At 72.8% G+C, this 17,823-nt stretch carries 18 protein-coding genes; 12 read left to right on the top strand and 6 right to left on the bottom strand.

Annotated features, from left to right (window positions below; all coding sequences use genetic code 11):
* Positions 1-123: 123 nt before the first annotated feature.
* Positions 124-762: a TetR/AcrR family transcriptional regulator gene (locus ACFVFR_RS18325; protein ID WP_383702732.1), complete on the bottom strand. Its 639-nt coding sequence runs from the start codon at positions 760-762 to the stop codon at positions 124-126.
* 124 nt (positions 763-886) lie between these two features.
* Between ACFVFR_RS18325 and ACFVFR_RS18320 the strand changes: the two genes are divergently transcribed.
* Positions 887-1,495 carry an NADPH-dependent FMN reductase gene (locus ACFVFR_RS18320; protein WP_383702730.1) on the top strand — a complete coding sequence of 203 codons (609 nt, stop codon included), beginning with the start codon at positions 887-889 and terminating at the stop codon, positions 1,493-1,495.
* Positions 1,496-1,588: 93 nt separating this feature from the next.
* Here the strand turns inward: ACFVFR_RS18320 and ACFVFR_RS18315 are convergent, their stop codons facing one another.
* Complete coding sequence (locus ACFVFR_RS18315) at positions 1,589-1,957, bottom strand: hypothetical protein (RefSeq protein WP_383702728.1); 369 nt, start codon at positions 1,955-1,957, stop codon at positions 1,589-1,591.
* Positions 1,958-2,193: 236 nt separating this feature from the next.
* On the opposite strand from ACFVFR_RS18315, the gene ACFVFR_RS18310 reads away from it, so the two are divergent.
* The 3 genes from ACFVFR_RS18310 (at position 2,194) to ACFVFR_RS18300 (ending at position 5,146) form a co-directional block, all read left to right on the top strand.
* On the top strand, positions 2,194-3,381 hold the full coding sequence (locus ACFVFR_RS18310) for a magnesium and cobalt transport protein CorA (RefSeq protein ID WP_383702726.1): 1,188 nt from the start codon (positions 2,194-2,196) through the stop codon (positions 3,379-3,381).
* Positions 3,382-3,652: 271 nt separating this feature from the next.
* Complete coding sequence (locus tag ACFVFR_RS18305) at positions 3,653-3,949, top strand: hypothetical protein (RefSeq protein WP_383702724.1); 297 nt, start codon at positions 3,653-3,655, stop codon at positions 3,947-3,949.
* 258 nt (positions 3,950-4,207) lie between these two features.
* Complete coding sequence (locus tag ACFVFR_RS18300; RefSeq protein ID WP_383702722.1) at positions 4,208-5,146, top strand: beta-ketoacyl-ACP synthase III; 939 nt, start codon at positions 4,208-4,210, stop codon at positions 5,144-5,146.
* A gap of 55 nt (positions 5,147-5,201) precedes the next feature.
* Here the strand turns inward: ACFVFR_RS18300 and ACFVFR_RS18295 are convergent, their stop codons facing one another.
* A complete protein-coding gene (locus tag ACFVFR_RS18295; RefSeq protein ID WP_383702720.1) occupies positions 5,202-6,113 on the bottom strand; it encodes a glutaminase in 912 nt (303 codons plus the stop codon).
* 355 nt (positions 6,114-6,468) lie between these two features.
* Between ACFVFR_RS18295 and ACFVFR_RS18290 the strand changes: the two genes are divergently transcribed.
* Both ACFVFR_RS18290 and ACFVFR_RS18285 read left to right on the top strand, forming a co-directional pair.
* Complete coding sequence (locus tag ACFVFR_RS18290) at positions 6,469-7,059, top strand: N-acetylmuramoyl-L-alanine amidase (RefSeq protein ID WP_383702718.1); 591 nt, start codon at positions 6,469-6,471, stop codon at positions 7,057-7,059.
* Positions 7,060-7,464: 405 nt separating this feature from the next.
* The gene (locus tag ACFVFR_RS18285) at positions 7,465-8,436 is read left to right on the top strand and encodes a 1-aminocyclopropane-1-carboxylate deaminase/D-cysteine desulfhydrase (protein WP_383702898.1); all 972 of its coding nucleotides are present in this window, start codon (positions 7,465-7,467) and stop codon (positions 8,434-8,436) included.
* 73 nt (positions 8,437-8,509) lie between these two features.
* Here ACFVFR_RS18285 and ACFVFR_RS18280 read toward each other — a convergent pair whose 3' ends face one another.
* A complete protein-coding gene (locus ACFVFR_RS18280) occupies positions 8,510-10,108 on the bottom strand; it encodes a Na+/H+ antiporter (RefSeq protein WP_383702716.1) in 1,599 nt (532 codons plus the stop codon).
* Between the two features lie 265 nt (positions 10,109-10,373).
* Here ACFVFR_RS18280 and ACFVFR_RS18275 point away from each other — a divergent pair, with 265 nt between their 5' ends.
* The 4 genes from ACFVFR_RS18275 (at position 10,374) to ACFVFR_RS18260 (ending at position 12,965) form a co-directional block, all read left to right on the top strand.
* The gene (locus ACFVFR_RS18275) at positions 10,374-10,634 is read left to right on the top strand and encodes a UBP-type zinc finger domain-containing protein (protein WP_383702714.1); all 261 of its coding nucleotides are present in this window, start codon (positions 10,374-10,376) and stop codon (positions 10,632-10,634) included.
* 113 nt (positions 10,635-10,747) lie between these two features.
* Positions 10,748-11,269 (top strand): GNAT family N-acetyltransferase, encoded by a 522-nt coding sequence (locus ACFVFR_RS18270; RefSeq protein WP_383702712.1) that lies wholly within the window; start codon positions 10,748-10,750, stop codon positions 11,267-11,269.
* A gap of 360 nt (positions 11,270-11,629) precedes the next feature.
* Entirely contained in the window at positions 11,630-12,043 is a 414-nt protein-coding gene (locus ACFVFR_RS18265) for an anti-sigma regulatory factor (protein ID WP_277320042.1), read from the top strand.
* A gap of 40 nt (positions 12,044-12,083) precedes the next feature.
* Positions 12,084-12,965 carry an RNA polymerase sigma factor SigF gene (locus ACFVFR_RS18260; RefSeq protein WP_383702896.1) on the top strand — a complete coding sequence of 294 codons (882 nt, stop codon included), beginning with the start codon at positions 12,084-12,086 and terminating at the stop codon, positions 12,963-12,965.
* A gap of 196 nt (positions 12,966-13,161) precedes the next feature.
* On the opposite strand, the gene ACFVFR_RS18255 is transcribed toward ACFVFR_RS18260, so the two are convergent.
* On the bottom strand, positions 13,162-13,779 hold the full coding sequence (locus ACFVFR_RS18255; RefSeq protein WP_383702709.1) for a hypothetical protein: 618 nt from the start codon (positions 13,777-13,779) through the stop codon (positions 13,162-13,164).
* A gap of 129 nt (positions 13,780-13,908) precedes the next feature.
* Between ACFVFR_RS18255 and ACFVFR_RS18250 the strand changes: the two genes are divergently transcribed.
* On the top strand, positions 13,909-14,877 hold the full coding sequence (locus tag ACFVFR_RS18250) for a diacylglycerol/lipid kinase family protein (RefSeq protein WP_383702707.1): 969 nt from the start codon (positions 13,909-13,911) through the stop codon (positions 14,875-14,877).
* A gap of 316 nt (positions 14,878-15,193) precedes the next feature.
* Positions 15,194-15,451 (top strand): WhiB family transcriptional regulator, encoded by a 258-nt coding sequence (locus tag ACFVFR_RS18245; RefSeq protein WP_003953983.1) that lies wholly within the window; start codon positions 15,194-15,196, stop codon positions 15,449-15,451.
* 677 nt (positions 15,452-16,128) lie between these two features.
* On the opposite strand, the gene ACFVFR_RS18240 is transcribed toward ACFVFR_RS18245, so the two are convergent.
* Positions 16,129-17,598, bottom strand: coding sequence for a sensor histidine kinase (locus ACFVFR_RS18240; protein ID WP_383702894.1), 1,470 nt, complete (start codon positions 17,596-17,598; stop codon positions 16,129-16,131).
* Positions 17,599-17,823 lie beyond the last annotated feature (225 nt).

Genomic DNA, 17,823 nt, shown 5'->3' with positions numbered 1-17,823 from the left:
GCCCCCGAGGCGACCGGCCTCGGCCCGCGTGCCCGCACCGCGCACCCCCAACCGCACCCCCACCACCCGCCCGCGCGCAGCGCCCCCCACCAGAAGGCCCCCCGCGCGCCCGCAGGGCGCCCCTCAGCCCGCGTATCCGTAGAGGAACGCCCGCACGCCGGCCGTGACCGTCTCGGTGATCTCCGCCTCGGAGCGGGGTGGGGCGGGGTGGGAGAGGTTGGGGCTGGCGATGAGGAGGCCGAGGTGGAGGGCCGCGCGTTGCGGGTCGGTGATGCGCAGCAGGCCCTGGTCGGCCAGTCGCTCCAGGTGGCGGGCGAGTTCGTGGCGTACGCGCAGGGGGCCGGTGCGCTGCCAGGCATCGATGGCCGGTGGGGGGATGTGGGCGGCCTCGGCGTTGATCTGGCGTACGAGTGCCGCGTGTTCGGCGTAGTCCGCGAGGGGGGTGACCCAGGCGCGGCCGAACGCGATGAGGTCGGCCTCCAGGTCGGTGACCCGGTGCAGATGGCGGTCGATCAGGGCGATCTGGGCGTCAGCGACGCGGGTGGCGCTCTCCTGGATGACGGCCTCGAAGAGCCCGGCCTTGTCGCGGAAGTGGTTGTAGAGGGTGCGTGTCGACACCCCGGCCTCGGCCGCGATCACGTCCACCCCGGCGCGCGTGAAGCCGTCCCGCGCGAACACCGTCAGCGCCCCGGCGAGCATCGCGCGACGCTTGTCGGCCGGCCCTCCGCGTGGCGCCGTCCGTCGGGTGTTGTCGCTGCTCATCGCCGCTCCTCCGAGGAAATTACAACGAGCGTTGCACTTACTACAACGCTCGTTGTACCTTACGTGGCACGGCCGACACGGCCAAGCGACATCCCGAGCGGAACCCAGCGCAGGAGGAACAGCCATGACCAGAATCGGCGTCATCGTGGGCAGTACCCGTCCCGGCCGCCGGGCGGCCACCGTGGCCGCGTGGGTCGCCGAGGTCGCCGCCCGCCATCCGACCGTGGCGTCGGGGGTCAGCGTCGAGGTGGTGGACCTGGCCGCGTACGGACTGCCGCTGCTCGACGAGCCCGTGCCGGCGATCGTCGGCGACTACCGCCACGAGCACACCCGACGCTGGGCGTCGACGATCGCCGCGTACGACGGGTTCGTCTTCGTGACACCGGAGTACAACCACTCCTTCCCCGCCGCGCTCAAGAACGCCCTCGACTTCCTCTACGCCGAGTGGGGCGACAAGGCGGCGGGCTTCGTGGGGTACGGCGGGCTGGGTGGGACGCGGGCCGTGGAGCAGCTGCGACTGACGCTGGCCGAGCTGCGCGTGGCCACCGTGCGCACCCAGGTCGCGCTCTCCAAGTACACCGACGTCGAGCTGTTCACCGACCCCGGGGCGTGGACGCCCGGTCAGGACCAGGAAGCCGCGCTGGGCGAGCTGTTGGACGAGGTCATCGCCTGGTCGCGGGCGCTCCAGCCGCTTCGCGCCGCCACGGCCGGCACGGCCGGCGCGGCGGTCTGAGCCGTCCCGACGGGCATCGGCCGGGACGGCTCAGGGCCGGGCGCCGGCGCCGCGCCCCGCGTGGGGTGGCGCCGGTATCGACCACGGCGCGCGTCAGTCCGCCGTGCGCTGGCGCGGCACGACGGCGATCGTCGTCGCCTCGGAGCTGACCGAACCGCCGCCGCTGCGCTCCACCGAGTAGGCGACGTCGACCGGCGCGTGCGCCGTCGCGAGCACCTCGGTCGGGACCACGAAGGCCATCTCGCGGCCCACCCAGGAGGTGGAGACGGGTGAGACGTCCGTGTAGAGGGCGCCGAAGGTGACGGTGATGACGTCGCCCTTGGCCATGCCCGCGTACGGCGCGACCCGGACGGTGGCTCCGTACGGCGCGTCCGCCACCGCGAGCGCCCCGTCGACCACGTCGTCGATCTCCGGGGCGGGCAGGTCGACGCTGCTGCCGTCAGCCGCTGATTGCTCGCTCATGGCGGGGCCCTCTCCGGGAAGCCAACGATGCGGTGGCGGCGACGACGTCGGCGTACGTCGCCGCTCTCCGGGGTGATCTTTCCGATGCTCGGCCGCTACGACAAGGGGGCGAGAGCAGCCGGTTGGGCCGCGCCCGATTCGTCCCCCCACGGCCGGCCCCCCGGCCGCCGCCCACAGCACGTCATCCGCAGCCGGCATACTGAGCGCCCCCTCATCCCGCAGGAGACGCCGTGTCGATGATCCGCACCCTTCGGACCGCCGCGGTCCGCATCGGGCGGCGGCGCCCGCGCGGCGTCGACCTCAGTCACCCGGCGCGCCACCCACTCGGCAGCGCCGTCGTCAACTGCGCGGTCTACCGCGACGGACAGCGCCGGGCCGGCGACCTGCCCGCCGCCGACGCCATCCGACGCGTACGCGAGGGCCGGCCCGCCGTCCCGGTCCAGGGCGCGGCGGGCCGGCGCGGCGGCCGGCCGGCCGGATTCGTGTGGATCGGGTTGCACGAGCCCGCGTACGAGGAGTTCGCGCACATCGCCGAGCTGTTCGGGCTGCACCCGCTGGCCGTGGCCAACGCCCTCCAGGCGCACCAGCGCCCGAAGGTGGAACGGTACGACGCGGACGCGCTGTTCGCCGTGTTCAAGACGGTGCGCTACGTGGAGCACGACCGGCTCACCGCGACCAGCGAGATCGTGGAGACCGGCGAGATCATGGCCTTCGTCGGGCCCGACTTCGTCATCACCATCCGGCACGGCGGGCACGGTTCGCTCGGCCCGGTGCGCGAGGAGCTGGAGTCGCGGGCCGAACTGCTGGCCCACGGACCGGCCGCCGTGCTGTACGCCATCGCCGACCACGTGGTGGACGACTACCTCGCCGTCACGGACGCCGTGCAGGACGACATCGACGTCGTGGAGACGGAGGTCTTCGCCCCGAACCCGCGAACCCGCCGCGCCGGGCGCGCCGGGCAGCCGGGCCGGGCCGGCCGCGTCGACGACGTGGAGCGGATCTACCAGCTCAAACGCGAACTCCTGGAGCTCAAGCGCGCCGTGGCCCCGCTGGAACGCCCGCTGCACACGCTGTCCACCCAGCCCTCCCGGCTCGTGGACGAGGACGTCCGCACCTATCTGCGCCACGTGGCCGACCGGCTGTCCCGCGTCACCGAGCAGGTCACCTCCTTCGACGACCTGCTCAACTCGATCCTCCAGGCCAGCCTCGCGCAGGTGAGCGTCGCCCAGAACGAGGAGATGCGCCGGATCAGCGCGTGGGTGGCGATCATCGCCGTGCCCACCATGGTCTGCGGCCTGTACGGCATGAACTTCGACCACATGCCCGAGCTGGGCTGGACCTTCGGCTACCCCGCCGCCCTGACCTCGCTGGCGGCCCTGTGCGTCCTGCTGCGCCGAGCGTTCCGCCGCAGCGGCTGGCTCTGACCCGGCGTCACGCCCCCCACCGCGCCCGCCGAGCCCGCCGCCCCCGCGTGGCACACTCCGCCGCGGCCCCGGTAGGGTCCCAGACCGTTAACCGCCGGCCATGCTCGCGCCGCCCCGTGTCCACCGGCGGCCGTGAACATCTGTACGAGGAACGCCGCACCGTGTCGGCTCCGTACGACACCGTGCCACCGTCCCCACCCCACCGGGCCACCGGGCGAGAGCGCGGCCCGGCCGCCCGCACCGCGCCCCACGCGAGACGAGAGACCCACCGATGGCCTTACAGCGCCACATCGGCCGACTCGGCCCCGCCGCCGTCACCCTGGCGGCGCTGGCCGGGCTCTTTGGCACCATCGCCCTCACGGCCACCGACGCGCCACCCGCCGGCAGCGGCCACCCCACCCCCGCCGATCGCCGTACCAGCGACGTACGCGACGGTCGTACCGAGGGCGTACCCGACGGCGCGGACAGCGGCTCCCGCCCGCGCGTCGAGCGGGGCGCGCCCCACCGCGCGGTACCCTCCGGCGCACCCCTGGGCCCCGGGCCCACCCGCGCCCGAAACGCCCCGTAGCCAGTCCGTGACCTCCCCGCGCGCGGGTGCCAGGTCGACGCGCACACGACATCCGGTCGAACTCGGCACCACGTCCACAGGGCCTGTACGACGGTCCAGGACTGCCGAAGACTCCAGATCTCGCCCCGGAACATTGGCGGATCGCACACCCCCACCCCGCCGAGCGGCCCGCAAACTGGTAGGTACCGCAACGGTGGGACGGCACCACTGACGTCCCCCGCGTCCCGCCGCCAGCACGGAGAAAGGGGCGCGTCCGTCATGCCCGGATCACGCGTACTGGCCCTCGGCCACTACCAGCCCGCCAGGGTGCTCACCAACGACGACCTGGCGACGATGGTCGACACCAGCGACGAGTGGATTCGCAGCCGGGTCGGCATCCGCACCCGCCACATCATCGGCGCGGAGGAGACCGTCGACATGATGGCGGCGCACGCGGCGGCCAAGGCGCTGGCCAACAGCGGCCTGGCGCCCTCCGAGATCGACCTGGTCCTGGTCGCCACCTGTACGGCCGAGGGCCGCAGCCCCAACACCGCCGCCCGGGTCGCCACCCGGCTGGGCCTCGACTCGCCGGCCGTGATGGACCTCAACGTGGTCTGCGCCGGCTTCACCCACGCCCTGGCCACCGCCGACCACGCGCTGCGGGCCGGTTCCGCGACCAAGGCGCTGGTCATCGGCGCCGAGGCGTTCACCTCGGTCGCCGACTGGACCGACCGCAGCACGTGTGTGCTGGTGGGCGACGGTGCGGGCGCGGCCGTCGTGGTGGCCTCCGAGACCCCCGGCATCGGCCCGGTGCTCTGGGGCTCGATGCCACGGATGAGCGAGGCGGTACGCATCGAGGGCACCCCGACCCGCTTCTCGCAGGAGGGCCAGAGCGTCTACCGCTGGGCCACCACGCAACTGCCACCGCTGGCCAGGGAGACCTGTCGGCGGGCCGGCATCGAGCCCGAGGAGCTCGGGGCGGTCGTCCTGCACCAGGCCAACCTGCGGATCATCGAGCCCGTGGCGCGCAAGCTCGGCGCGACCAACGCCGTCATCGCCCGGGACGTCGTCGACTCCGGCAACACCTCGGCGGCCAGCATTCCGCTGGCCCTGTCCAAGCTGGTCGAGCGCGGCGAGATCCCGCCCGGCTCGCCGACCCTGCTCTTCGGCTTCGGCGGCAACCTCTCCTACGCCGGCCAGGTCATCGACTCCCCCTGACCCGGGCCCGCCCCGACCCCGACCCCGCGACGGGCCGGGGCCGGGGCCGGGCGGCTCAGAAGACCGACCAGCCGGTCAGCGTGGTGAAGTGGTCGAGCGCGGCGACCCCGGCCACGGAGTTGCCCCGCGTGTCCAGGCCGGGGCACCACACGCACAGCGTGCACCGGCCGGGGATGACCGCGACGATCCCGCCACCGACGCCGCTCTTGCCCGGCAGTCCGACGCGGTAGGCGAAGTTGCCCGCCGCGTCGTAGGTGCCACAGGTCAGCATGACCGCGTTGACCTGCTTGGCCTCGCGCCGCGTGAGCAGCCGCCCGCCGCCCGAGCGCACGCCGTGGCGGGCCAGGAAGCTGCCGGCCAGCGCGAGGTCACGGCAGCTCATGCGCACCGAGCACTGCCAGAAGTAGTGCTGGAGAACGGTGGGCACGGGGTTCTCCAGGTTGCCGTAGCTGGCCATGAAGTGGGCCAGGGCGGCGTTCCGGTCCCCGTGCTCGGTCTCCGAGAGCGCCACGGTCGGGTCGAAGGCCAGGTCCGGGTTGTCGCTCTCGGCCCGCAGGAAGTCCAGGAGCGCGGTGCTGGCGTCGCCGGTGAGGGTCTGCAACCGGTCGGTGACGACCAGCGCCCCGGCGTTGATGAACGGGTTCCGCGGCACGCCGTTCTCGTACTCGAGCTGCACCAGCGAGTTGAACGCGTTGCCCGACGGCTCCCGGCCGACCCGCTCCCAGATCGCCTCGCCGTCCTGCGCCAACACCAGCGCCAGGCTGAAGGTCTTGGAGATGGACTGGACGGAGAACGACTCCTGCCAGTCCCCCACCCCGTAGACACCGCCGTCCACGTCGGCGACCGCCATCCCGAAGCGGCCGGCGTCGACCGTGGCCAGCGCCGGTATGTACTGCGCCACCTGTCCCTGTCCGACCTGCGGTCGGACCGCGGCGGCCACCTCTTCCAACGCTCCCTGGTAGTCCACGTGCCCCCCGTGCTGTCGTTCGTGCGCGCGGCGTGGCCGCGACGCGTGCGCACCCCGGGCAGGCTCGCCGCGAGATGTCGGCGCCATCATGCACTGCGTGGCACCACCAACCACACCGGCGTACGCCCCTGTCGCGCGCGCCCCCCGGTCCACCCATCCACCATCGGACAACTGCCCGCCCCGCTGGGCCGGGAGGCCACCGACCTGGGGCGGGGTCCGTCCCCCTCGCCGGCCAACCGGCCGAATGGGTTCGCACGGCACCCGAACGGCTAGTCCACCAGCGAACGTTCCGGTACAAGCAGGTCATAGAGGCGGTTCGCGAACGGCGACCGCCGCGCACCGAACGGAGGCGGCCATGTCCCCACCCATGTCCGCGCGGGACTTCATCAACGCACTGCGCGACGAGGGTCTGCGCGTCAGGGAAGTCGGCGACTGGGAACACCACAACCGCGACCACAAGGGCCCCTGGGGCCCGGTGCACGGCGTCATGATCCACCACACCGTCACCTCCGGCGCCGAGGAGACGGTCAGACTCTGCCGCGACGGCCACCCGAACCTGCCGGGTCCGCTGTGTCACGGCGTGATCACCAAGGACGGCACGGTGCACCTGGTCGGCCACGGCCGCGCCAACCACGCGGGAGCCGGCGACGACGACGTCCTGCGGGCCGTGATCGCCGAGAAGCGCCTCCCACCCGACAACGAGGCCAACACGGACGGCAACCGCTACTTCTACGGTTTCGAGTGCGAGAACCTGGGCGACGGCGAAGACCCCTGGCCAGCGGCGCAGGTGGAGGCCATCGAACGCGCAGCCGCCGCCCTGTGCCGCCACCACCAGTGGACCGAGCGCTCCGTGATCGGCCACCTGGAATGGCAGCCGGGCAAGGTCGATCCGAAGGGCTTCACCATGGACCACCTGCGTGAACGCATCCGCGAGCGGCTGAAGTAGCGCACCGGGCACAGCACCGTCACCCCCACCGCCCCAGCCCACGGCGCTGTGCCCCGCGCCCCGCCCCGCGCACCCCGTCCCCACCGCCCCGACCACCGCGGACCCGAGCCACCTGTACGCCGCCCGGCCCGCACGCCCATGCCCGCGCGCCGCCCGACCCCGTACGCCCCCCGGCCCCGCCACCGCGTACGCCGGGGCTCCCCGTACGCCTCCCGTCGCCGGCCAGCCGACAATGGAACCGTGAGCAGCGACGCCTTCCGCCCGTCTTCCTCCCCCGCGCCCCGCCCCGGTGCCGACGCGCCCGGCGACCGGAGCGACATCGTCCGCACCGGCCGCACCGGTGACGCGGCCGCCGGCGGCCCCGGCGGCGCGGGCACCAGCGGGCACACCGGCGGAACCGGGGGCCTGGACACGGGCGGAGTCGGTGGCGACGCCGGGGGCGATGGCGATGGTCGGCTCGCCGCCCTACGCCCCGCGCTGCCCTCGCCGCTGCGAACGGTCGCGGACACCCGGTTCGCGCGCCGTGGCGTACGCCTACTGCTGAAGCGAGACGATCTCATCCATCCCGATCTGCCCGGCAACAAGTGGCGCAAGCTGGAGCTCAACCTCCGCGCCGCCGCCGAGTCGGGCCCGCGTCCGCTGCTGACGTTCGGCGGCGCCTACTCCAACCACCTGCGCGCGACGGCCGCCGCCGGCCGCCTCCTCGGCCTGGCCACCATCGGCGTCGTACGCGGCGACGAACTGGCCGACCGGCCGCTCAACCCCGTCCTCGCGCGGTGCGCGGCCGACGGCATGCGCCTGCACTTCGTCACCAGGTCCAGCTACCGGCGCAAGGCCGAGCCCGAGGTCCGGGACGCCCTGCGGGCCCGGTTCGGCGACTGCTACGTCATACCCGAGGGCGGCAGCAACGCCCTGGCCGCCGCCGGCTGCCGCACCCTCGGTCGCGAGCTGCGCGCGGAGCTGGACCCGGCCGACGGGCCGCACGTCGTCGGCGTCGCGTGCGGCACCGGCGGCACCCTGGCCGGGCTCGCCGCCGGACTCGCGGACGGCCCCGCGCCACACCCCCGCGCCCTCGGGTTCCCGGTGCTCCGGGGCGACTTCCTGGCGGCGGAGATCCTCGCGCTGCAGACCGAGGCGTTCGGCGGACGGGTCGGCGACTGGGAACTGGACGGCCGCTTCCACTGCGGCGGGTACGCGCGCACGACGCCGGAGCTCGACGCGTTCACCACCGACTTCGCCGACCGGCACGGCCTGGCCCTGGACCGGATCTACGTCGCCAAGCTGCTCTACGGCCTGACGTCCCTGGTCGAGGCGGGCGCCTTCGCGCGCGGCAGCACCGTCACCGCGGTCGTCACGGGACCGGCCCCGGCGACCTGACCGGGCGCTCGCCCCCACGCGCGCCCGGGGGCGAGCGCCCGCGCGCCATGCCCGACCCCCACCCCGCCGCGCGCTACTCCTCGCCCTCCCGGTAGGCCGCCGCCTCCTCCAGGTCCAGCCGGCGCAGCAGCGTGCGCAGCAGCTCGTCGTCGATGCGCCGCTCGTCCCGCAGCCGCACGAACACCTCCCGCTCGGTCTCGATCACCTCGCGCGACAGGCGCCGGTAGGTCTCGTCCGCGGACTCCCCCGTCGCCTCGCTGACCGTGCCCAGCCGCTCCCACACCGCGTTGCGCCGCCGCTCGACGACCGTCCGCAGCCGGTCGGCCAGCGGCGGCGGCAGCCGGTTGCGCTCGTCGGCCAGCAACGCGGTCAGCCGCTCCTCGGCCGCCTGGGAGGCCGCGCTCTGCGCCTGCGCCTCGGCCAGCGTCTCGGCCCGTACGTCACGCCCCGGCAGCCCCAGCACGCGGATCAGCGCCGGCAGCGTCAGCCCCTGCACGACCAGGGTGGCGATGACCGTGCTGAACGTCAGCAGCAGCACCAGGTCGCGGGCCGCGAAGTGGTCCCCGCCGTGGGCGGCCGTGGGGATCGAGAACGCGATGGCCAGCGAGACGACGCCACGCATCCCCGCCCACCCCACGACGACCGGGGCCCGCCAGTCCACGTCGGGCTCGCGCTCCCTGATCCGCGCCGAGAGCACGCGCGGTACGAAGGTGGCCGGAAAGACCCAGAGGTAGCGCACCACCACCACGGCCAGGAACACCGCCGTGGCGTACCAGAGCACCTCGCCCGCCCCGTACCCGTCCAGGCCACGGAGCACCACGGGCAGTTGCAGGCCGATCAGCGCGAAGACCGCCGCCTCCAGCACGAAGGAGACCATCGTCCACACCGCGCGCTCCTGCAGTCTGGTCGCGAAGTCCACCTGCCACAGCTGGTGCCCCAGACGCAACGCCACGACCACCACGGCCAGCACCCCCGACGCCCCGACCTGCTCGGCGACCGCGTACGCCACGAACGGGATGAGCAGCGAGAGCGTGTTCTGCAACAGCGGCTCCGTCAGCCGCGTGCGCAGCCAGTGCAGCGGGACCATCAGCACGAGCCCGACGCCGACCCCGCCCACCGAGGCCACCAGGAACTCCCGCACGCCCGAGCCCCAGGTCGCCCCCGCCCCCACCGCCGCGGCCAGTGCCACCTTGTACGCCGTGATCGCGGTCGCGTCGTTGACCAGCGACTCGCCCTGCAGGATCGTCGTGATCCGGGAGGGCAGCCCCGCCTTGCGCGCGATGGCGGTCGCGGCCACCGCGTCCGGTGGCGCGATCACCGCCCCGAGCACCAACGCCGAGGTCAGCGGCAGGCCGGGCACCAGGAGATGGGTGATCCACCCGACGGCGAGCGTCGCGAAGAGCACATAGCCGACCGAGAGCAGCGCGACCGATCGGATGTTGGCGCGCAGATCCAGGTACGAGCTGTCCAGCGCCGCCGTGTGCAGCAGGGGCGGCAGCAGCAGCGGCAGCACGATGTGCGGGTTGAGCACGTACGCGGGGACGCCGGGCAGATACGAGGCCACCAGCCCGGCCGCGACCAGCAGCAGCGGCCCCGGCACCGAGGTCCGCCGGGCCGCGCCCGCGATCGCCGCGCTGCCCGCGATCAGCATCAACAGCGGAACGACGTCCATCGGCCCACGCCCATCCCGTCTCGCGGCCCGCACGCCTCGTACGACCCTGATCGCCCATGCCTCCCCCACACCGTGCGCCCCCTACCCGCGCCACGCGCCCGAACGGCTCCGGCGACCCACCTGTTTCCCGCCACCCGCACCGCCGCCGCCCGCCACCGCCGTCACCCGGCCACCACCGCGCCACGACCGGGCGCGGCCCCGCCCCCGCCCCGCCGTCCCGGGCCGCTCCGCCGCCCATCGGACGAACCGGCCTAATCTGGCCGTCATGAGCGAATGCGCACACGTCTCCGAGCTGCCGACCCCCGAGCCCGCCGCCCAGAGCCGGACCTGCCCGGAGTGCGTGGCGGCCGGCACCCACCCCGTCCACCTGCGACTCTGCCTGACCTGCGGACACGTCGGCTGTTGCGACTCCTCACCGCTACGCCACGCGTCCGCGCACCACCAGGACAGCGGCCACCCCGTCATGCGCTCCTTCGAGCCGGACGAGGACTGGCGCTGGTGCTTCGTCGACCAGAGCCTGGTCTGACCCCGCCCGCAGCACGGCCCGCGCCCCCGCGCCGTGCCCCCGCCGACGCCTGCGCACCCTCGTGACCCGGCCCAACCCGCCACTTGTCAGAGGCTCCCGCTACCTTTGGCCGCATGATCCGACCCGCCACGCCCGCCGACGTCCCCGTGATCCACACGATGATCCGCGAACTCGCGGAGTACGAGCGCGAGCCCGACGCGGCCAAGGCCACCCAGGCCCAGCTGCGCGAGGCGCTCTTCGGCGCGCACCCGGCCGTCTTCGGCCTGATAGCCGAGCAGGCCACCCGGCCCACGGACGACACGGCGAACGCCACCGCGAGCGAGCCCGTCGGCTTCGCCCTGTGGTTCCGCAACTTCTCCACCTGGACCGGCACCCACGGCGTCTACCTGGAGGACCTGTACGTCCGCCCGTCGGCGCGCGGCGCCGGACACGGCAAGGCGCTGCTGGCCGAACTCGCGCGGATCTGCGTGGAGCGTGGGTACGAGCGCTGCGAGTGGTCGGTTCTTGACTGGAACGCGCCCTCGATCGCGTTCTACGACTCCATCGGGGCGAAGGCGATGGACGAGTGGACGGTGCGCCGCCTGACCGGCGCCCCGCTCCGGGACCTCGCGGCGCTCGCCGGGAAGAACGCCTGACCGATACCGGAAGCGATTGCCACCGATCCGCACCACACCGCGCTGACCAGGACGTACGTCATGAAATGCGCGGCGTGGAGGAGGGCCGCGTGAGCAACGCGACGGCATCTCTTTCGATTTGGGGCCGCCAACCCCTAGCCACTGTGCGTACTCATATGCTTACCATGAGTGACAGTCGCGTGCCTCTGGCCTCGTACTCACCCTGGGCGAGCCATGCTCCGTCCGGGCGACACGGGGCCGCAGATCGCGATAGCGTCGCAGGCGAACCGTGTGCCGCGCCGGATCGTCCGCCTCCACCATAAGGGCTGACGGCCGGCGCTCATATCAGCTCAACCAGTTTGTGTCACCTTGGAGGTGAGGGTGTCCCAGATCGCAGGCGAGCCCGGGACCCAGGACTTCGTGGAAGTCCGGTTGCCCGCTGAGGGTGCCTACCTGTCGGTGCTGCGTACGGCCACAGCCGGCCTAGCGGCCCGCTTGGACTTCACCCTCGACGAGATCGAGGACCTACGCATCGCCGTCGACGAGGCGTGCGCGATCCTCCTGCAACAAGCGGTTCCCGGCAGCGTCCTCAGTTGTGTCTTTCGGCTGGTCGGCGACGCGCTCCGGGTGACCGTGTCCGCACCCACCACCGACGGCCGCGCTCCCGAGCGCGACACCTTCGCCTGGACGGTGCTCTCCGCGCTGGCGGGCGAGGTCGACTCCACGGTCGCCGACGACCGGACGGTCAGCATCAGCCTGCACAAGAAGCGCGGCGCCGGACCCGGGCAGCCGTAACGGAAAGGGGGGCTCCGTGAGCACTGCATCATCGCGGGGGGTGCGCGCCCCGGCCATCCCGCAGCAGCCGGACGGGCCGCACCCTGCGGACCCGGAGCCGGCCGGCGACGGACCAGAGCGGGCGGACCACATGGATCAGCACCAACACGAGCAGCGGACCCACGATCCACAGGACCGAAGCGGCGCGCGAGCGATGTTCATAGAGCTGCGCCAGCTCCCCGACGGCTCCCCCGAGCGGGCCGAACTGCGGAACCACCTCGTGCGCATGCACCTCCCCCTGGTGGAGCACCTCGCGCGACGCTTCCGCAACCGCGGGGAACCACTCGACGACCTGACCCAGGTCGCCACCATCGGACTGATCAAGTCGGTCGACCGGTTCGACCCCGACCGTGGTGTGGAGTTCTCGACGTACGCGACGCCCACCGTCGTCGGCGAGATCAAGCGGCACTTCCGGGACAAGGGCTGGGCCGTGCGCGTGCCACGGCGCCTCCAGGAGCTGCGGCTGGCCCTGACCACGGCGACGGCGGAGCTCTCCCAGCGACACGGCCGCGCCCCCACCGTGCACGAGCTGGCCGAGCACCTCGGTATCTCCGAGGAGGAGGTGTTGGAGGGACTGGAGTCCGCCAACGCCTACAGCACCCTCTCGCTCGACGTACCCGACACGGACGACGAGTCCCCCGCGGTCGCCGACACCCTCGGCGCGGAGGACGAGGCGCTGGAGGGCGTCGAGTACCGCGAGTCCCTCAAGCCGCTGCTTGAGGACCTCCCCCCGCGCGAGAAGAAGATCCTGCTGCTGCGCTTCTTCGGCAACATGACCCAGTCGCAGATCGCCCAGGAGGTCGGCATCTCCCAGATGCACGTCTCCCGACTCCTCGCGCGCACCCTCGCCCAGCTCCGGGAGAAGCTGCTCGTCGAGGAGTAGGCCGGACTCCGGCGACGGCGCCCCCACCCAGCGGGGCGCCGGAGCCGCGTCCCGGCACGCCACACGACCCGCACGCGAGACAGCTCACACGCGAGGGGTCCTTCACTCCCACACCCGCCACGTGGCGAGCCCCACACCCCCCGTACGGTTTCGCGGCGCGCGGCACACGCGCGACACCACGCCCGGCGGCAGGCGTCTAGGCGTCCCGTGGCCCGATGCCCAGCGCCTCGGTCGCCGTGGGGTTGACGAGCAGGACGAGGGCCGCGACGGCCACCACGCCGATGCCGATCCCGCCCGCGATCAGCCCGCCGCCCGAGTTGACCAGCGTCCAGGCCACCGGCAACGCCATGAGCTGCGTGATCATCGCCGGCCCCCGGCTCCAGTGCCGGCGCAGCCACAGCCCACGCGCGGCCACCAGCGGCAGCGCCGCCAGTACGAAGAACACGACCGCGAGGATCTCCGTCTGCTTCGGGCTGTCCGGGTCGCCCGCCACCCCCATCACCATCAGGTAGACCCCGTACGCGGCGAGGAGCACGCCCTCGGCGGCGGTGATGACCGCGGCGCCGGTGATCCGAGCCGGTCGCGGCCCGGCCGGCGTCCGCGACGCGGCGGACGCTTCCCTGCCTGCCTGGTCCGCGCTCGCGGTGGCGGCGGCACCCGTCGTGGAGCCGGTCCGAGCGGACGCCGTCGAGGGCGCGTCACCCGTGGCCGACTGGGGCGCGGCCTCGCCAGCGGCGGTCCTCCGCGCCGGCCGCGTCTTCTTGGCCGCCTTCTTGCCGCGCTGCGCGGGACCACGGTTCTGCTTGCTGCTCACCCCAGCAGCGTAGTGCGTCCACCGCCCGCGCCCCGTGGCCCCCGGGCCGGGCCCGCGGGGCCGGTCCGGGGCTCGGCGGGCCGACCCGGGGGGTGAGACGGGTACCAGCAGGTAGGTAGTCTGCATCGCATGCGCGCGCTTCTCGTGGTCAACCCGGCAGCTACCACCACCAGTGCTCGCACCCGTGATGTGCTGATCCACGCACTCGCCAGCGACCTCAAACTGGAGGTCGCGAACACGGAGTACCGGGGACACGCCCGCGACCTGGCCCGCCGGGCGGCCGAGAGCGGCACCTACGACGTCGTGGTCGCCCTCGGTGGCGACGGCACCGTCAACGAGGTGGTCAACGGCCTGCTGCACCACGGCCCCGCGCCGAGCGACCTGCCGCGCCTCGCGGTGGTGCCAGGCGGCTCCACCAACGTCTTCGCGCGAGCGCTCGGCCTGCCGAACCACGTCGTGGAGGCGACCGGCGCCCTGCTGGCCGCGCTGCGTGAGGGCAGCGAACGCACGGTGGGCCTCGGCCTCGCGGCCGGCACACCGGGCTCGGCGGACGAGGCGGTTCCGGCGCGCTGGTTCACCTTCTGCGCGGGTCTCGGGTTCGACGCCGGGGTCATCGGCCGGGTCGAGCAGCAGCGCGAGCGCGGCAAGCGCTCGACGCACGCGCTGTACGTGCGCCAGGCCCTCCGGCAGTTCGTCGGCGAGCCGCACCGTCGCCAGGGCATCATCACGCTGGAGCGGCCGGGCGAGGATCCCATCACTGACCTGGCGTTCTCGATAGTCTGCAACACCTCGCCGTGGACGTACTTCGGCAACCGACCGATCTACGCCTCACCGCAGGCGTCCTTCGACACCGGCCTTGACGTGCTCGGACTGACCAAGCTGACGACGGCCACGGTGACGCGCTACGCGACGCATCTGCTGACGTCCACCCCCGAGCGCGGGCCGCACGGCAAGCACGCGGTGTCACTGCACGACCTCGCCGACTTCACCTTGCAATCGCAGGCGCCACTGCCCCTCCAGATGGACGGTGACCACCTGGGACTGCGTACGAGCGTGACGTTCACAGGCGTACGCCATGCACTGCGTGTGATTGTGTGAGTGGCAGGGGCAAAACTCCTTCCACTCGAACGTTTAGCCTGGCTTCCACCCTGTGGAAGTACGGCTGTGACTGAGGCGACACCGTGGATTCAAAAAAAACTTTCCGGAAGGGGTTGTATCCGTCGCCGAGGTTTGCGAGTCTCTTCATGGCGATCGGGACGGCCGCACAAGGCCCCCTTGAGAGCCCGAATCCCCCTCCTTATGACTTTAGGTCCGCACCGGGCAACTGGGCGGCGGCCCTTCCATTGCGGGGGGATTCGTGAAAGCGTTCACATTCACAAGCAACGAACCCGCAATACGAGGAGATGGAGCAGCCATGGACTGGCGTCACAACGCCGTTTGCCGCGAGGAAGACCCCGAGCTGTTCTTCCCCATCGGCAACACCGGTCCTGCGCTGCTGCAGATCGAGGAAGCCAAGGCCGTCTGCCGCCGCTGCCCCGTCATGGAGCAGTGCCTGCAGTGGGCGCTTGAGTCCGGCCAGGACTCCGGCGTCTGGGGTGGCCTCAGCGAGGACGAGCGCCGCGCGATGAAGCGCCGCGCCGCTCGCAACCGGGCGCGCAACGCCAGCGCCTGACCCGCAGCCCCTCGGCCCCCGAGCCGCAGCGCGCAGTACCCCCAATGCTCTGCCAGGCTCCGCCCCCGGTCGCGAGACCGGGAGGTGCCAAGGGCGGTGCCCCCACAGCAACGTGAGCTTTGAGCCCCGGACCAGATGGGTCCGGGGCTCAGTGCTGTGTACGGCGACCGCACGGATGCCCGCGCCGCCCGAGCAGCGCCGCGCCCGCGACATCGCGTACGCCGTCGCGGGCGAGAGACCACCTGAGCGCTGACGTAATGTCCGGACAGCCGCGCCCGAAATCGATCTGCGCGATGCCCGAAAGCGGGGGACGTAGGCAACAGTCCGATATCGATCGCCCGTGGCACATCCCCGCGCACTCGGCGGACAACGGCCCTCGATCTTCCACGCTCACCATCAAGTCGCTTTATCGGCGCGGAATCGCATAACGAATGGGCGACTTTGCCTGACGCGACGTCAACTCCGTTGTCGGGTATCGCTTCCGCTTACACCCGTCGGCCCGTTGAATATCCCTTGGCAGCGCATACGGTGATCACACTGTCGATCCCCCACGTCGCGCGACGCGGCCCCGGCGGCGAACCGGGCCTCGCGTCCTCGCGCGGCGTCCGGCGCGCGGACCGGGCTCTCGGTGCCGCGAGTCGGCGCGGGGTGACGGCGATGACCGCCCCCGGCGCGTTTCAGCTCTTCTCGGCGCGCACCGGCAGGTCAAGGACGACGCGGGTGCCGCCCGTGGGCGCCGGGAGCATGGCGAACGTACCGCCCAACTCCCCCTCCACCAGGGTGCGGACGATCTGGAGGCCGAGGTTCCCCGCCTTGTGGGGGTCGAAGCCCTCGGGCAGCCCGCGCCCGTCGTCCTGCACGGTGACCAGGAGTCGGCCGTCGGCCCTGGTGCCGCCGCGTACCGCGCTGACCTCGACCGTGCCGTGCTCCCCCGGGCCGAAGCCGTGCTCCAGGGCGTTCTGCAGCACCTCCGTGAGGACCATGGCCAGCGGCGTGGCGACCTCGGCGTCCAGGATGCCGAATCGCCCGGTGCGTCGGGCGGTGACCGTCCCCGGCGCGATCTCGGCGACCATCGCCAGCACCCGGTCGGCGATTTCGTCGAACTCCACGCGCTCGTCCAGGTTCTGCGAGAGCGTCTCGTGCACGATCGCGATCGAACCGACCCTGCGCACCGCCTCGTTGAGCGCCTCGCGGCCCTGCTCCGAGTCCATGCGACGGGCCTGCAGGCGCAGCAGGGCGGCCACGGTCTGGAGGTTGTTCTTCACGCGGTGGTGGATCTCGCGGATCGTGGCGTCCTTGGTGATCAGCTCCCGCTCCCTACGCCGCAGTTCGGTGACGTCGCGCAGCAGGACGAGCGAGCCGATGTGGGTGCCCTTGGGCTTGAGCGGGATGGCGCGGACCTGGATGACGCCCTCCTCCCCCTCGACCTCGAACTCCCGGGGTGCCCAGCCACTCGCCAGCTTGACCAGAGCCTCGTCCACCGGGCCGCGCGCGGGGGCGAGTTCGGCGGTGGTGCGGCCCAGGTGGTGCCCGACCAGGTCGGCCGCCAGGCCGAGGCGGTGGTAGGCGGAGAGCGCGTTGGGGCTCGCGTACTGCACGAGACCCTCCGCGTCGAGCCTGATCAGCCCGTCCCCCGCGCGCGGCGAGGCGTCCATGTCCACCTGCTGCCCGGGGAAGGGGAAGGAGCCGGCGGCGATCATCTGGGCCAGGTCGGAGGCGCTCTGCAGGTAGGTGAGCTCCAGCCGGCTCGGGGTGCGCACGGTGAGCAGGTTGGTGTTGCGGGCGATGACGCCGAGGACACGGCCTTCGCGGCGGACCGGGATCGACTCCACGCGCACCGGCACCTCCTCGCGCCACTCCGGGTCCCCCTCGCGCACGATCCGCCCCTCGTCGAGCGCGGCGTCCAGCAGGGGTCGACGTCCGCGCGGGACGAGATGACCCACCATGTCGTCCTGGTACGAGGTGGGTCCGGTGTTGGGTCGCATCTGGGCGACCGAGACGTAGCGCGTCCCGTCCCGCGTGGGCACCCAGAGCACCAGGTCGGCGAAGGAGAGGTCGGAGAGCAGCTGCCACTCCGAAACCAGCAGGTGAAGCCACTCAAGGTCGGAATCGTCCAGAGCGGTGTGCTGGCGTACGAGATCGTTCATGGAGGGCACGCCGCGAGCCTACCCGCGCCCTCCCGTGAGCCAGTGCGCGCACAGCCGTAGACAGCCGTGAATGGTCTAGTCCACAATGACTGCACAGTGACCTCCGCCCTCCCCGCACAGGAGGGTGGACCGAGGCTCACGGCGCTCTCTGCCCTGACCGCGCCGAAGCCTCATCAGGTCGGCCGCACCGGCCGATGCAACTCCGGGCTGCGGTGCCGGGTGGGT

The sequence above is a fragment of the Streptomyces sp. NPDC057702 genome (assembly GCF_042799315.1).
Taxonomy (GTDB): domain Bacteria; phylum Actinomycetota; class Actinomycetes; order Streptomycetales; family Streptomycetaceae; genus Streptomyces.
This window is presented reverse-complemented; position numbering and strand designations above follow the sequence as displayed.

What these genes read in the sequence shown, in the direction of transcription:
- ACFVFR_RS18270 (WP_383702712.1), top strand. Translation starts at nt 10,748, where the DNA reads ATGATCCGACCCGCCACGCCCGCCGACGTCCCCGTGATCCACACGATG.
- ACFVFR_RS18325 (WP_383702732.1), bottom strand. Translation starts at nt 762, where the DNA reads ATGAGCAGCGACAACACCCGACGGACGGCGCCACGCGGAGGGCCGGCC.
- ACFVFR_RS18305 (WP_383702724.1), top strand. Translation starts at nt 3,653, where the DNA reads ATGGCCTTACAGCGCCACATCGGCCGACTCGGCCCCGCCGCCGTCACC.
- ACFVFR_RS18245 (WP_003953983.1), top strand. Translation starts at nt 15,194, where the DNA reads ATGGACTGGCGTCACAACGCCGTTTGCCGCGAGGAAGACCCCGAGCTG.
- ACFVFR_RS18240 (WP_383702894.1), bottom strand. Translation starts at nt 17,598, where the DNA reads ATGAACGATCTCGTACGCCAGCACACCGCTCTGGACGATTCCGACCTT.
- ACFVFR_RS18310 (WP_383702726.1), top strand. Translation starts at nt 2,194, where the DNA reads ATGATCCGCACCCTTCGGACCGCCGCGGTCCGCATCGGGCGGCGGCGC.
- ACFVFR_RS18275 (WP_383702714.1), top strand. Translation starts at nt 10,374, where the DNA reads ATGAGCGAATGCGCACACGTCTCCGAGCTGCCGACCCCCGAGCCCGCC.
- ACFVFR_RS18250 (WP_383702707.1), top strand. Translation starts at nt 13,909, where the DNA reads ATGCGCGCGCTTCTCGTGGTCAACCCGGCAGCTACCACCACCAGTGCT.
- ACFVFR_RS18280 (WP_383702716.1), bottom strand. Translation starts at nt 10,108, where the DNA reads ATGGACGTCGTTCCGCTGTTGATGCTGATCGCGGGCAGCGCGGCGATC.
- ACFVFR_RS18300 (WP_383702722.1), top strand. Translation starts at nt 4,208, where the DNA reads ATGCCCGGATCACGCGTACTGGCCCTCGGCCACTACCAGCCCGCCAGG.
- ACFVFR_RS18290 (WP_383702718.1), top strand. Translation starts at nt 6,469, where the DNA reads ATGTCCCCACCCATGTCCGCGCGGGACTTCATCAACGCACTGCGCGAC.
- ACFVFR_RS18320 (WP_383702730.1), top strand. Translation starts at nt 887, where the DNA reads ATGACCAGAATCGGCGTCATCGTGGGCAGTACCCGTCCCGGCCGCCGG.
- ACFVFR_RS18315 (WP_383702728.1), bottom strand. Translation starts at nt 1,957, where the DNA reads ATGAGCGAGCAATCAGCGGCTGACGGCAGCAGCGTCGACCTGCCCGCC.